Consider the following 12,942-nt stretch of genomic DNA (forward strand, 5'->3'; position numbering starts at 1 on the left):
GTGGACCTGACGATTCTCTACCGGGGACCGCTGGCCTCCTGCGACTACGACTGTCCGTACTGCCCGTTCGCCAAGCGCCGCGACTCCACCGCGCAGCTGCGCGCGGATCGTGCCGCGCTGCACCGGTTCACCGCGTGGGCGCTGGCCCAGCGCGGCGACCGGCTCTCCGTGTTGTTCACGCCGTGGGGCGAGGGGCTGGTGCGTTCCTGGTACCGCGACGCGCTGGTCGAGCTGTCGCGGCAGCCGCACATCGAGCGAGTCGCCATCCAGACCAACCTGAGCGGGCGCATCGCGTGGACCGCCGAGGCCGACCCCGACACGCTCGCCCTGTGGTGCACCTACCACCCCGGTCAAACCCCGTATGCGCGGTTCCTCGACAAGACCCACCGGCTGGCCGGGGCAGGGATCCGCTTCAGCGTCGGCATCGTCGGGCTCCCCGAACACCTCGAGCACGCCCGCAGGCTGCGCGCCGATCTGCCCGAGCACGTCTACCTGTGGGTGAACGCGGCCGAGGGCCACACCTACACCGACGAGGCCGCGGCCGAGTGGACCGCGATCGACGCGCTGTTCCCGTTCAGCCGTCACCCGCACCGTTCGGCCGGATCTCCCTGTCGCACAGGCTCTTCGGTCATCTCCGTGGACGGCGAGGGCACCGTCCGGCGCTGCCACTTCGTCCGCACACCGCTGGGCAACCTCTACGACGGGACCTACCGCGCCGCGCTGACACCGCGCGCGTGTCCGCTGGGCGTCTGCGATTGCCACATCGGCTACGTCCACCTCGAGACGCTGCCGCTGTACGACGTGTTCGCCGGTGGCGTCCTCGAACGCATCCCCGCGACGGCTCAGCGGGCGACACCCAGCGACAGGGCCCCGAACGCCTTGGGCGCGCCGGCCAGGTAGAACCGGTCGAGTTCGACGGTCTCGAAACCCGCGCCGCTGATCAGCGCCGGGATGTCACGGTCGAGGTGGCAGCCGCCGGCGATACGCTTTTGGATCGGATTCAGCCGGTGCTGCCAGGTCCGCACCGAGGCGTCGGGGGCCAGTCCGTGCTCCACGAAGTGCAGTGTGCCGCCCGGTTTCAGCACCCGGCGGATCTCGGCCAGCGCGGCCGCCACGTCGGGGATGGTGCAGAGCGTGAACGTCGACAGGGCGGTGTCGAAGGTGCCGTCCCCGAACGGCAGCGACTGCCCGTCCAGCCCGGCACGTTCGATCGGAACCGTGCTTGCCGCAATCCTTTTCGCGCCGATCTTCCAGGCGACGTCGGCGGGTTCGACACCGCTGACCCGCTCGACCTCGGCCGGATAGAAGCCGACGTTGTTCCCCGACCCGAATCCCACCTCGACGACGGCGCCGTGCAGCCCGGCGCAGGCGCGCCTGCGCAGCGTGTCGTTCGCGGCGACGCCGCACACCTTGTCGGTGAGGTGGGGCAGGATCCGGTCGGTGTAGAAGCCCATCCCTCGATCATGCCCCTGTGGACGCGCGCGTGCGGCGGGAATACGACGGTGGGCGCCGACCCCGTTCGGAATCGGCGCCCACCGGGGCAGCACGGCGGGATCAGGCGTTGATCGTCACCGCGTCGTCGGCGATCGAGTAGCTGATCGACCCGTTCTCGAAGTGGCTGATCTTGCCGCCCTCGATGTCCTGCTCGTCGGAGGTCGGGTAGCCCAGACGGCCACCCGCGCCGCCCTCGGCCTCCCAGGCCTGACGGATCGCGCCGTACACGGTCTTGGCACCGGTCGGGAGCTTGAAGTAGATGACGCCGCCGGTGAACTCCTGGTACTTGCCCCCGTTCGGGGCGTCCAGCTCATCCGAGGTCGGCTGTCCCAGCGGGCTCGACGCGCCACCGGCTTCGTTGTAGTGGTCGCCGATTGCTCCGTTGACTTCGAATGCCATTTCCAGCAATTCCTTTCACACAGATAACGATGGGCAAAGCAGCGGCGAAGTTACCGCAGGTTTGCTCGGCTCGGGCGACGACGCGCGGGCCGACATCACATCGCCAAATTCCGTACATCCGTGCGTGGGCGGGCATTCAGGCAGGCGCCGCCGGGGTGACAGCGCGCGGTCACCCCGGCGGCGGAGCGGTCAGGCCAGGCGGCGGTCGAAGACCTGGGTGCCCAAGCTGGTGGCGGGGTCGACGGTGACCGCGCGCAGGCGCACACTCTCCGGCGTGAGGTCCATGACCATGAAGCCCAGTTCGTGCTGGGTTTCGTAGAGCGCGGCGTGCGCGCCCGTGCGCGGCTCGGCCCCGGCGGTCTTGCCCGCGGCGCCGGAGACGATCTGGCGGGTGCCCTTCGACGACGCGGTCGGTTCGAGCACCTGCAGCGTGTGGTCGTGGCCGGACAGCAGCAACGACACCTTGCCCAGCACGTGCTCTTCGAAGAAGCGTTTGGCGTGCACGCCGTTGAGCGGTTCGATGGGCAGGCCTTCGTAGTTGCCCGCGTCGCCGTGCGGGCCGTTGCTCAGGTAGGGGTGGTGGGTGCAGGCGATCTTCCACGGCGCCGTCGATTCGGCCAGCGCGGTGTCGAGCCAGGCCCGCTGCTCGTTCATGTAGGGGCCGTCGACGGCCCAGTACGGATCGAGCAGCGGCGGAATGTAGGCCGCGAGCGGGTTGACGTCGAGGACGAAGAACTCGACCACCGGATTCTGCTCGGGCACCCGCACCGAGTAGTAGCGGCTGGGCATCCACCAGCGGGCCGAACGGGCGTGGTACTCGACCTCGTGGTTGCCGCGCGCGAGCCACCCGCCGTCACCGGGGAACACCCCGGAGGTGTCGTGGTTGCCGAGCACCATCGCCCACGGAAAGTCCAGTCCCGCATTGGGATCCTCGAACTTCGCGGCGAACTGGGCGTCGTCGGGACCGTTGGGCCCCGACTCGTAGATGTTGTCGCCGAGGCCGACCGCCATCGCGAACGGCTCGCGCGCGTGGAAGGCGCGCGCGGCGTCGGCCACGGCCCACTGGGTGCGGGTGCCGGTCCCCGCGTCGCCGGTGAGCAGAATCCGCGCCGAGCGCCCGGTGCGGGGCGGGGCGAACTTCTCGACCTCGGCGGGCACCGCCTGCGCGGGCGTGAGACCGACGAGAGTCAGGCCGGCGACGACGCCGGCCGCACCGGCCAGCACGTCCCTGCGTCCGATGCCGGTGGGACGCGGATCCGGGGTGGAATGCGACACGTGGATGCTCACCTTCTGGTCAGGGGTCGGGGGAAACCTACACCGCGCACATCGATTGGATGACGCCACGCACGATCGGGGCGCCGTAATCGGTCGGTGCGAACGCCAGTTTCTGCGCGATCGTCAGCGGGGTGAGCACGGTGTCGGCCACACCGGCGAACCCGGCGACCGAGGTGCCCGCCGAGAACAGCAGGCTGGTGACGTCGAGGGTCAGGGTGGCCAGGTCGAAGGCGTTTTCCACTTCCACCTGGGCCAGCGGCACGGTGTCGAGCGCGCGGCCCTCGGCCAGGTCGGCGCCGAGGTTGGCCAGGAAGGTCACCGGGCCCATGTCGAGCGCTTCGACCAGCGGGCCGAGTTCGTCGGAGCGCCGCATCAGCACCACCTTGGCGACCCGGTTGGCGGCCAGGAACACCTGCAGGTCGTCGGCGGCCTGGTGCATGGCGGCCTTGTCGAGGGGCACGACGCCGCTGTCGAGGTGGGCGCGGGAGCGTTCGACCACGGCGGCCAGGGTCAGGTCCGCGATCGGGGTGCAGGTGCCGTCGGCGTTCCGCACCGTCGTGGCCAGATCGCGGATCGGCTGCGGCACCTGGATCGGCGCGGTGGTGTCGGGTCCCAGTTCCAGGCGCGGATAGGCGTTCGGGGCGACGCAGCCCGCCTCGATCGAGTTCTGTACCGCGCGGGCCAGCGCCTTGGTGCCGCTGAAGGCCGCTCCGACAATCGGTTTCAGGAAGAACCCGACCGTGGGCACCATGCCGGCGGCGAGCTTGGCCGGGATCTTCACGATCCCGGTGGCCAGGATGAACACCTCGATCGCGTCGTTGACGGTCAAGTGCGAGACCGACATCGTCTGCTCGATCCGTCCGGTGCGGACGGCGTCGAGCCCGTTGACGAGGTAGGTGACGATCGGGTCGTCCAGCTCGGCCGGGCGGGTGCCGACCTGTTCCGGCCGGACCGGCAGCGTGTCGCGATGGACACGCTGCGCGGCGATCGTGGCGCGGAAGTCGGCGACCCGCTGGTCGTAGGCGGCGAGCTGGTCCGGTCCGACCACGCCGCGCAGCACCGACGCCGCGGCGGTGACGATGTCGTCGAAGGTCGGGGCACCGGTCGCGCAGACAGCCGCCGTGTCGCTGATGGGGGTGGCGGCCAGGGTGTCCGCGGGCTCGGCGTGCGCGGCGCCGGGGGCGAGCAGCATCCCGGTGGCCAGGGTGATCGCGGTGAGGGATCCGACGCAGGGCGCGGTGAGGCGGGACAGTGGCTTGCGCATGCGCGGTCATCTCTCGGTCGAGGGAACGTGTGCGCACCGAAACCTAGGACCGCCCGGTTTCCGAAACAGTGCCATTCACATGAACAGCCGACCAATTTGGTCAAACGTTCAGTTCGAGGTCTGGGTCAGGTGGTGGCCGGGGGCTTTTCGACACCGGTCTGGCCGTGCATGTCCTCGAGGGACATGCCTTTGGTCTCGGGGACGAACCGGGAGACGAACAACAGCGACAGCAGCGCGAAGGCCGCGTACATGCCGTAGGCGAAGCCCAGGGAGAAGGTCTTCAGGCTCGGGAAGGTGACGGTGATGGCCCAGTTGGCCGCCCACTGGCCCGCCGCGGCCAGCGACAGCGCCGCACCGCGCAGCCGGTTCGGGAACATCTCCCCCAGCAGCACCCACACCACCGGGCCCCAGCTCATGCCGAAGAAGATCACGAACAGGTTCGCCGCCACCAGCGCGATCGGGCCGCTGGCGCCGGTCAGTTGCGGCTGCAGCTCGCCCTCGGCGTCGGGGACCTGGGTGGCGCCGCCGAAGCAGATCGCCATCGTGGCCAGGGTGATCGTCATGCCGATCGAGCCGATCAGCAGCAGCGGCCTGCGCCCGATCCGGTCGATCAGCAGGATCGCCACGATCGTGGTCGCGATGTTGACCACCGAGGTGAACACGCTGATCTGGAACGACTGCGACTCCTCGAAACCGACGGCCTCCCACAGGATGTTCGAGTAGTAGAAGATGACGTTGATGCCGACGGCCTGCTGGAAGATCGACAGGAACAACCCCACCCAGACGATCGGGTAGATCCCGCCGGCCGGGCGCCGCAGATCCTTCCACGACGGCTTCTCCTCGCCTTCGAGGCTCTCCTGGATGCGGCCGATCGTCAGCGCGAGGTTCTTCTCGCCGAACAGCATCGTCAGCACCCGCCGCGCCTCGGGGATCTGCTGCGAGGCCACCAGATAGCGCGGCGATTCCGGGATGGTCGAGGCCAGCACGCCGTAGACCAGGGCGGGGATCATCATCGACAGGAACATGAAACGCCATGCCTCGAGCCCGAACCACAGCACTTCGCCCGCGCCACCGGCGATCTCGGCGAGCACGTAATCCACGAGCAGGGCCAGGAAGATGCCCAGTACGATCGCGAGCTGCTGCAGGGAACCGAGGCGCCCGCGGATCCGCGCCGGTGAGGTCTCGGCGATGTAGGCCGGGGCGATCACCGAAGCGATGCCGACGCCGAGACCGCCCACGACGCGCCCGAGCACCAGGACCCACACGTCGGGGGCGAAGCCGGTGACCACCGCGCTGAGGAAGAACAGCGCCGCGGCGATCTTCATGACCTTGATCCGGCCGATCCGGTCGGCGATGCGGCCCGCCGTCATCGCGCCCGCCGCGGCGCCGAGCAGTGCCGAGGCGACCGCGAAACCGAGAACCGCGTCGTCGACACCGAATTCGGACTGGATCGCCGCGACCGCGCCGTTGATCACGGCGCTGTCGAAGCCGAACAGCAACCCGCCCAGTGCCGCGACCGCGGCGATCCGGACGACCGGACCGTTGGCGTCGGAGTCGTCGTCGGGCAGCGCGCTCCGGTCGGTGGTAGAGCCTCCGTCGTGCATCGACTTCGTCCTCTCCGCGGCGTGGCGAGGCGGCCACGCGTCTCGCTGTGTGGGTCAGGTCGCAGTATGCCCCGCGCCGACCTCCGGAGACGGTGAGGACACGCGTGACCGGTCAGGTGCGGTGGCGACCGCACACCGGGAATTCACCTCGGTGACACAGCGCTCCTCTAGCGTCCCGGGGATGACCGATGTCGAGACCCGCCCGCTGCCTCGCGATCTCAGCGAGATCGCCGACCTCGCCACCGCGGTGGACCTGGCCGACACCGCCGCGTTCTCCGTCGACGACACCGACGACGACGATCCGCTGCTGCTGACCGAGCCCGGCGGGCGCGTCGTGGACACCTGGCGCGAGGGCTATCCCTACGACGAGCGCCTCGCGCGCGCCGAGTACGAGATGGACAAGCGGCTGCTGCAGATCGAATTGCTGAAGCTGCAGAACTGGACCAAGGCCACCGGGCGCCGCATCGTCATCGTGTTCGAGGGCCGTGACGCCGCGGGCAAGGGCGGCACCATCAAACGGTTCATGGAGCATCTGAATCCGCGTGGCGCGCGGGTGGTGGCGCTGGAGAAGCCCTCGGCCAGGGAGTCCACGCAGTGGTATTTCCAGCGCTATGTCGAGCATCTGCCCGCGGCGGGCGAGCTCGTGCTGTTCGACCGGTCCTGGTACAACCGCGCCGGGGTGGAGCGGGTGATGGGATTCTGCACGCCCGAACAGCATCGGCGTTTCCTCGCCCAGGCGCCGCTGTTCGAGCGGATGCTCGTCGACGACGGCATCGATCTGGTGAAGTTCTGGTTCTCGGTGTCGCCGCTGGAACAGCGCACCCGTTTCGCGATCCGCCAGGTCGACCCGGTGCGGCACTGGAAGCTCTCGCCGATGGATCTGGCCTCACTCGACAAGTGGGATCAGTACACCGCGGCCAAGGAGGAGAACTTCGCGCACACCGACACCGATCACGCGCCGTGGATCGTGGTCAAGAGCAACGACAAGAAGCGCGCGCGGCTCAACGCGATGCGCTACGTGCTCAACCGGTTCGAGTACGAGAACAAGGACCACGAGATCGTCGGCACCGCGGACCCGCTGATCGTGGGCCGCGGGCGCGACGTTCTCGGTTCCTGACCGGGCTAGCGCGTCAGAGCGGCGCGGTGCGCGGCGGCCATCAGCATGGCCAGCTCGTCGCGTTCGGCGGGGTCGAGGGCGTCGAAGCACGGCGCGATGAGCTCGTCGGTCGCGGCTTCGGCGGCGGCCCAGCGGGCGCGCTGGTCGTCGGTGATCGGCGCGAACGGCTCGGACCAGCCCAGTGTCTTCGCGTGGGTCGGGCCGTCGGCGATCGGGGAACCGGCGATCAGGATGGCCTGCAGCGGGGTGAGGTCGTGGGCGAGGATCGCGAGCAGGTGCAGGCCGCCGCGCAGTTCGCGCAGCACGTGGGTCAGCTGGAGGGTGGCGGCACGGCCGTCGGCGGGCACGGGCATGGCCCGCCAGCCGGCGAACAGCGGCAGTCCCGGTGTCGGGGCGTTGTCGACGACCCGGCGCAGCAGTTCGGCGAGGCGGTCGGCGTCGCCGAAACCGGCCAGTCTGCGGCGGCCGAACTCGTGACAGGCCTCGAGGTAGCCCTCGGCCGCCTTCGCGGCGGGGACCGGAACCGATTCCCAGGCGGCCCGGACGCACCGGGGCTCGAAGAACCCGAACGCGGCCGTGACGACGTCGGCGTCGACCTCGCCGAGCACGCCGCCGCGGCCCCGGGTGTAGGGCCCGTGGAAACCCGGCACCCCGACCGTGTCGCCGAATTGCCGTGCCTCGCGCGAGATCATGAACGCGCCGCCGAGTTCGAGCACCTGCTGTTTGACCGCTGTCGCCGCCATCGTCTACCACCTTCCGTAGTGTCCGACCAGACTTTAGCTCACAATAGTCAGATCGGAAAGTGGTTCGCACTACTCTGAATCCATGTCCAGCCGACCCCTCGTGGCGATCCTGTCCGGCGCCGGTGTCTCCACCGACAGCGGGATCCCCGACTACCGCGGCCCGAACGGCCTGTGGCAGCGCGATCCCGACGCCGAGAAACTCGTCACCTACGACTACTACATGCGCGACCCCGACATCCGCCGCCGATCCTGGCTGATGCGCGGACAGCACCCGGCGTGGCTGGCCCGCCCCAACGCCGCCCACGACGCGATCACCGCACTGGCGAAGACCACCGCCGTGCGGGTGATCACCCAGAACGTCGACGGCCTGCACCAGCTCGCCGGCCTGCCCGACCGCAAGGTCGTCGAGCTGCACGGCAATGCCCGCGCGGCGGTGTGCACCGCGTGCGGCGCCCGCTCCACGACCGAGGCGGCGCTGGCACGCATCGAGGCGGGCGAGGACGATCCGGCGTGCCTGGAGTGCGGCGAAATCCTGAAGACGGCCACCGTGATGTTCGGCCAGGCGCTCGATCCCGAGGTGCTCGGGGAAGCCGTGGCGATCGCGCGGGCCGCGACGGTGTTCGTGGCGGTCGGCACGAGCTTGCAGGTGCAGCCGGCCGCCTCGCTCGCGGGGATCGCGGTCGAGCACGGCGCGCGGCTGATCATCGTCAACGCCGAGCCGACGCCCTACGACGAGCTGGCCGACGAGGTGATCCGCGAACCCATCGGCACCGCGCTGCCCGCCCTGCTGGCCACGTTGGCCTGAGCGCGCACCCGGCACCACGGCTAGGCTCGGGGCATGACCGTCGAGGCCGGCCCCGGCAGCCGGAAGACATGGCTCGCAGTCGAATTCGTCGTCCTGTTCTTCGGGGTCATCGGCCTGTACGCGCTGCTGCTGCGCGGGGTGAGCCCGTTGCCGTTCCTGCTGGTCGCGGCGGTCGGAGTGGTGCTGTATCTGCGCCGATGCGGCGTCGATCGACGTGATCTCGGGCGGCCCGAGGCGCTGCGCGGCGCGTTGCCGGGAATGCTCGCGCTGTTCGCGGTCGCGGCGATCGGGCTCGGCGCGGCGCTGGCACTGCTGCGCCCGGACTCCCTGTTCGAGCTACCGCGGGAGCGTCCGCTGATCTGGCTGCTCGTGCTCGTGTTCTATCCGCTGGTCAGCGTGTATCCGCAGGAACTGCTGTTCCGGGCGTTCCTGTTCCAGCGGTACGCACCGGTGTTCGGCGCGGGCACCGGCATGGTCGCGGCCAGCGCAGCGGCCTTCGGTTTCGCCCACCTGATCTTCGGCAGCTGGCTCTCGGTCGTGCTGAGCGCGGCCGCGGGCTGGTTGTTCGCCGAACGCTACCGCCGCACCCGTTCCCTGCTGACCGTCTCGGTCGAACACGCCCTCTACGGCTGCCTGGTCTTCACGATCGGCCTGGGCGACTACTTCTTCCACGGCGCGGCGACCACCTAGGCGGCCTCCGTGACGGCCGCCGGAGATCACGGATTCACGCCGGGCTCGGTATCGCCGCGATCCGCAGCAGCGACCAGATCAGCAGGGCGCCGACGCCGATCGTGAAGAAGGCGATCATCGGCAGGTCGACGTCGTCGCGGCGCCTGGTGACGATCTTGATCACGGCTCCCTCGGCGAAGAAGGTCAGCACGAGTACGGCCAGCACGGCCACCGCCGCCCACATGGCCTCGGGCAGGCGCGCGAAGTAGCTCAGTATCCAGCCGAGCAGCAGCGTGATCGGCAGGCCGATCAGCATCCAGCCGAAGCCGAGCAGCACGAGGTTCTCCCCGTGCTCGGCCGCGTCGATCGCGTCCGGCTCGTCGCGCGCGGGCCGGATCCGGCCGATCTGGACGACCGCGTGAGCGAGACAGGCCAGCGCGCACGCCGTGACGAGGGTGAAGTACGCCGCCGCCGGTTCCGGTGCCGGGCCCGTCCAGCGCATCGGCAGCCATCCCGCGCACACCATGACCACGACGGCCACCACCACCGCCGGGCGTCCGCGCAGCCCGGCGCGGACGTAGCCGGCGGGGAAGAGCCGCTCGGCACGGCCGTAGAGCCAGCCAAGCCAGATCGGCGCCATCACCCCGACGAGCACCGTCAGCCATCGAGAGGGGCCGTGTGCCTGAAACATCGATACCATCGCGGCCACCCAGGACGCGACGACGATGAGCACGGCGGGGCGGGCCAGTGCCGTCCACAGCGTGTCCGCCCGCGCACGGAGCGTCTGCATCGGGTCGGGGTCGGGCAGCGACACCTGTTGTGCGACAACGTGTTGCGACGCCCACCACGCCTCGATGTCGGTGGGGTCCGGCGGTTCCCACGCGTCGACGGCGGCCGAGCCCGCGCACAGCACGGGACTGTCGTCGGTGCGGTGGTCGTAGTCGTCGTCCAGGTCGCCGAACTCGCGCATCGATTCCATGCGCGCGGTGATCCGCAGTCCGTGCCAGGGTTCGGCGCAGTACGGGTTCGGGCAGGACGGATAGGTCGCGTCGTAGTCCCCGGGGCGTTCGCCCTCGCGCAGGCTCTCCTCGACGAGTTCGTCGATCTCGTCGAGGAGCCGCTGCACCGCTTCCGCGTCCCGCTCCGGCTCCTCCGCCCCGTGGCCGGGTGTGCCGCTGTCCGCGATCGTCCCGGTGCGAGCAGGCGCGACGGCGGCAGTGGCGTACTCGGCCACCACCGACGGTGACGTATCGACCGGCGCGCCCCGCCGCCAGACCCGTCCGAACCACTTGCGCCGCACCACGATCGCGTGCGCGGTGCCGCCGAGCATCGTCAACGACCAGCAGATGTCGAACACGGTCTCCTGGGTGCCGACCGCCCACAGTTCGAGCGCGAACAGCCCCAGATAGCCCAGCGCGGCCAGCGCCAGCGGGCCCGACTTCGCCCTGATCGCCAGCACCGCGAACAACGGCCACGTCAACACGCCGAAGGACACCAGCGGCACGAACGAGACGACCCAGCTCAAACCCCGGCGTACGGCTGACACGGCACTTCTCCCCCACTACCCGGACACGATCCGCCGATCCTAGAGACGGGCGGTGCGCCGAGTCCACACGATTGCGCGGGCTAGTCGGGTGCGGGCGCCTCGACGGAACGCCGCCGGTCCCGCACGAGCAGCACCGCGGCCGCCACCACCCAGACGACCGCGAACGCGACGGCGCGCATCGCGCTCCAGTTGGTGATCAGCAACAGAATCGCGACGCCACCGAACAGGCCGAGCAGCCGCATGCTGTGCGCGGAGACTTTCACACGGCCGATCATCGCACGCTCACCGGTCCACAGGAGCGTCGACCGGACGGCTCAGCACACGCCGCCGCGAATGCCAGGCCAGCGCGGGCACGATGAGCAGGGCGATCAGGGCGCCGAGGTAGGCCAGCCCGGGATAGTCGCTCGCGGCCACGATCACGCCCGAGCCCAGTCCGCCGCCCGCGCCCGCGACGGCGATACCGACGTCGACGGTGCCCTGGGTGCGGGCGCGCGTCGCGAGCGGGGTGGCGTCGGCGATCATCGTCGTGCCCGCGATCAGGCCGAGGTTCCAGCCCAGACCCAGCAGGCCGAGCGCGGCGGCCAGCGCGGGAACCGAGTCCGGCGGTGCAAGGGCCGCCGCCAGCCCGGCCGCGACGAGCGTGGCTGCCGCGGCGACCGCGACGAGTCCGGCGCCGAAGCGGTCGACCAGCATCCCCGACAGCAGCGAGGGCAGATACATGCCCGCGACGTGCACCGCGATCACGAAACCGGCGGCGCCGACGCCGTGCCCGTGTTCCTGCATGTGGATCGGCGTCATCGTCATGACCGCCGCCATCACCAGCTGGGTCACCACCATCACGCTCGCCCCCGCCACGATGGGCGCCGACCAGGTCTTCGCCGCCGATTGTTCGACGGGATCGCCCGGCTCCGCGGTGCGGGCGATGTCGCGCGCGAGCACCAGCGGGTCCGGGCGCAGCAGCACCCACAAGACGATCCCGGCCAGCAGATAGGCGGCACCGGAGAGCACGAAAGGCCCTGCCAGCGACGGGATTCCGGCCGAGGTCGCCAGGTCGGCGGTCGGCTGCAGCAGATTCGGCCCGACCACAGCGCCCACGGTCGTGGCGACGAGCACGGTGCTGATCGCGCGCGCCCGGCGCGCGGGCGCGGCGAGGTCGGCGCCGGCGTAGCGTGCCTGCAGGCTCGTCGCGGTGCCCGCGCCGTAGACGATCAGCGCGAGGAACAGCAGCGCGATGCTGTCGGTCATCGCGGCCACGACGACACCGAAGCTGCCCAGCGCTCCGGTCAGGTAGCCGGCGGTGAGTCCGGCCCGGCGCCCGGCACGCTGGGAGATCCGGCCGACGGCGACCGCCGCGGCCGCCGACCCGATGGTGAACAGGGCACTGGGCAGTCCGGCCAGCCCGGTGGACCCGAGCATGTCCTGGGCCAGCAGGGCGCCGACGGTGATCCCCGCGGCCAGCCCCGCGCCGCTGAGGATCTGGGCCGCGACCAGGACGGCGAGTGTGCGCCGCTGCGCGGGATGTTCGCTCATGAGCGTCCACACTGCGCCACAGATGGACGTTGGTCCAATCCGTTATGCCCCGGCGTGGTCCATGCGCAGGAACTCGCTGATGCGCAGCAGTTTCGGGGGACGTGCCGCGTCGGGAGCCATCGCCGCGAACGCCTCGGTCTCGTCCACGAGGCGCGGCGCGGTCAGTTCCACCTCGGCGCCCTCGACCCGCAGCCGGGCACTGCCCGCGGCCAGGATGTTGCGGACCCAGTCCGAGCGGGCGCCGTACACGAGGACGAACAGGTAGCCGCCGTCGACGGGAAAGGCGTCGAGCGGGGTCTGGTAGGTCCGGCCCGAGCGGCGGCCGACGTGGGTGAGCACCGGCCACTTCCCGCCTTTGACCGCACGCGGATTGAACACCCGCTTGTTGATGTGGCCCCACCACAGTGGCATCGGCATGGAAATCTCCTTCACAGCCAGGCGTTCTTACACATGTAAGGCTGGCTTACGTATGTAAGGTTGTCAACACCTGTGCTGC

14 protein-coding genes are annotated in these 12,942 nt (G+C 70.3%); 4 read left to right on the plus strand and 10 right to left on the minus strand.

Annotation, left to right across the window (positions count from 1 at the left end; all coding sequences use genetic code 11):
• Nucleotides 1-900 (plus strand): STM4011 family radical SAM protein, encoded by a 900-nt coding sequence (locus DFR69_RS24625; protein WP_110039996.1) that lies wholly within the window; start codon nucleotides 1-3, stop codon nucleotides 898-900.
• Here the strand turns inward: DFR69_RS24625 and DFR69_RS24630 are convergent.
• From DFR69_RS24630 to DFR69_RS24650, 5 genes are all read right to left on the minus strand, one after another.
• Nucleotides 843-1,454: a class I SAM-dependent methyltransferase gene (locus DFR69_RS24630; protein WP_110039997.1), complete on the minus strand. Its 612-nt coding sequence runs from the start codon at nucleotides 1,452-1,454 to the stop codon at nucleotides 843-845. The two genes, DFR69_RS24625 and DFR69_RS24630, sit on opposite strands and share 58 nt — an antisense overlap.
• A 100-nt stretch (nucleotides 1,455-1,554) precedes the next feature.
• Nucleotides 1,555-1,893, minus strand: coding sequence for an LGFP repeat-containing protein (locus DFR69_RS24635; RefSeq protein ID WP_110039998.1), 339 nt, complete (start codon nucleotides 1,891-1,893; stop codon nucleotides 1,555-1,557).
• A gap of 189 nt (nucleotides 1,894-2,082) precedes the next feature.
• A complete protein-coding gene (locus DFR69_RS24640) occupies nucleotides 2,083-3,168 on the minus strand; it encodes a metallophosphoesterase (protein WP_186817355.1) in 1,086 nt (361 codons plus the stop codon).
• Between the two features lie 37 nt (nucleotides 3,169-3,205).
• Nucleotides 3,206-4,432, minus strand: a complete 1,227-nt coding sequence (locus DFR69_RS24645) for a hypothetical protein (protein WP_110039999.1) — start codon at nucleotides 4,430-4,432, stop codon at nucleotides 3,206-3,208.
• A gap of 125 nt (nucleotides 4,433-4,557) precedes the next feature.
• A complete protein-coding gene (locus tag DFR69_RS24650) occupies nucleotides 4,558-6,036 on the minus strand; it encodes a sugar porter family MFS transporter (protein ID WP_110040000.1) in 1,479 nt (492 codons plus the stop codon).
• Nucleotides 6,037-6,217: 181 nt separating this feature from the next.
• On the opposite strand from DFR69_RS24650, the gene ppk2 reads away from it, so the two are divergent.
• A complete protein-coding gene (gene ppk2, locus DFR69_RS24655; protein ID WP_186817354.1) occupies nucleotides 6,218-7,153 on the plus strand; it encodes a polyphosphate kinase 2 in 936 nt (311 codons plus the stop codon).
• Between the two features lie 5 nt (nucleotides 7,154-7,158).
• Here the strand turns inward: ppk2 and DFR69_RS24660 are convergent, their stop codons facing one another.
• Nucleotides 7,159-7,896: an SCO6745 family protein gene (locus tag DFR69_RS24660; protein ID WP_110040001.1), complete on the minus strand. Its 738-nt coding sequence runs from the start codon at nucleotides 7,894-7,896 to the stop codon at nucleotides 7,159-7,161.
• An 82-nt stretch (nucleotides 7,897-7,978) separates the two neighbouring features.
• Between DFR69_RS24660 and DFR69_RS24665 the strand changes: the two genes are divergently transcribed.
• Together DFR69_RS24665 and DFR69_RS24670 are read left to right on the plus strand one after the other, a co-directional pair.
• On the plus strand, nucleotides 7,979-8,701 hold the full coding sequence (locus DFR69_RS24665; protein ID WP_110040002.1) for an SIR2 family NAD-dependent protein deacylase: 723 nt from the start codon (nucleotides 7,979-7,981) through the stop codon (nucleotides 8,699-8,701).
• Nucleotides 8,702-8,734: 33 nt separating this feature from the next.
• Nucleotides 8,735-9,391, plus strand: a complete 657-nt coding sequence (locus DFR69_RS24670) for a CPBP family glutamic-type intramembrane protease (protein ID WP_110040003.1) — start codon at nucleotides 8,735-8,737, stop codon at nucleotides 9,389-9,391.
• A gap of 34 nt (nucleotides 9,392-9,425) precedes the next feature.
• On the opposite strand, the gene DFR69_RS24675 is transcribed toward DFR69_RS24670, so the two are convergent.
• The 4 genes from DFR69_RS24675 to DFR69_RS24690 form a co-directional block, all read right to left on the minus strand.
• A complete protein-coding gene (locus DFR69_RS24675) occupies nucleotides 9,426-10,916 on the minus strand; it encodes a hypothetical protein (protein ID WP_146229416.1) in 1,491 nt (496 codons plus the stop codon).
• 80 nt (nucleotides 10,917-10,996) lie between these two features.
• Nucleotides 10,997-11,191 (minus strand): hypothetical protein, encoded by a 195-nt coding sequence (locus tag DFR69_RS24680; protein ID WP_110040005.1) that lies wholly within the window; start codon nucleotides 11,189-11,191, stop codon nucleotides 10,997-10,999.
• Between the two features lie 7 nt (nucleotides 11,192-11,198).
• Entirely contained in the window at nucleotides 11,199-12,446 is a 1,248-nt protein-coding gene (locus DFR69_RS24685) for an MFS transporter (RefSeq protein WP_110040006.1), read from the minus strand.
• A gap of 42 nt (nucleotides 12,447-12,488) precedes the next feature.
• Nucleotides 12,489-12,863 (minus strand): nitroreductase family deazaflavin-dependent oxidoreductase, encoded by a 375-nt coding sequence (locus DFR69_RS24690; protein WP_110040102.1) that lies wholly within the window; start codon nucleotides 12,861-12,863, stop codon nucleotides 12,489-12,491.
• Between the last annotated feature and the right edge of the window lie 79 nt (nucleotides 12,864-12,942).

The sequence above is a fragment of the Nocardia neocaledoniensis genome, assembly GCF_003182135.1.
Lineage (GTDB): Bacteria > Actinomycetota > Actinomycetes > Mycobacteriales > Mycobacteriaceae > Nocardia > Nocardia neocaledoniensis.

Bases quoted from the DNA above. Each gene is read 5' to 3' on its own strand.
- DFR69_RS24660 (WP_110040001.1), bottom strand. From the start codon at position 7,896: ATGGCGGCGACAGCGGTCAAACAGCAGGTGCTCGAACTCGGCGGCGCG.
- DFR69_RS24665 (WP_110040002.1), top strand. From the start codon at position 7,979: ATGTCCAGCCGACCCCTCGTGGCGATCCTGTCCGGCGCCGGTGTCTCC.
- DFR69_RS24630 (WP_110039997.1), bottom strand. From the start codon at position 1,454: ATGGGCTTCTACACCGACCGGATCCTGCCCCACCTCACCGACAAGGTG.
- DFR69_RS24650 (WP_110040000.1), bottom strand. From the start codon at position 6,036: ATGCACGACGGAGGCTCTACCACCGACCGGAGCGCGCTGCCCGACGAC.
- DFR69_RS24690 (WP_110040102.1), bottom strand. From the start codon at position 12,863: ATGCCGATGCCACTGTGGTGGGGCCACATCAACAAGCGGGTGTTCAAT.
- DFR69_RS24645 (WP_110039999.1), bottom strand. From the start codon at position 4,432: ATGCGCAAGCCACTGTCCCGCCTCACCGCGCCCTGCGTCGGATCCCTC.
- DFR69_RS24680 (WP_110040005.1), bottom strand. From the start codon at position 11,191: ATGATCGGCCGTGTGAAAGTCTCCGCGCACAGCATGCGGCTGCTCGGC.
- DFR69_RS24685 (WP_110040006.1), bottom strand. From the start codon at position 12,446: ATGAGCGAACATCCCGCGCAGCGGCGCACACTCGCCGTCCTGGTCGCG.
- DFR69_RS24670 (WP_110040003.1), top strand. From the start codon at position 8,735: ATGACCGTCGAGGCCGGCCCCGGCAGCCGGAAGACATGGCTCGCAGTC.
- ppk2 (WP_186817354.1), top strand. From the start codon at position 6,218: ATGACCGATGTCGAGACCCGCCCGCTGCCTCGCGATCTCAGCGAGATC.
- DFR69_RS24635 (WP_110039998.1), bottom strand. From the start codon at position 1,893: ATGGCATTCGAAGTCAACGGAGCAATCGGCGACCACTACAACGAAGCC.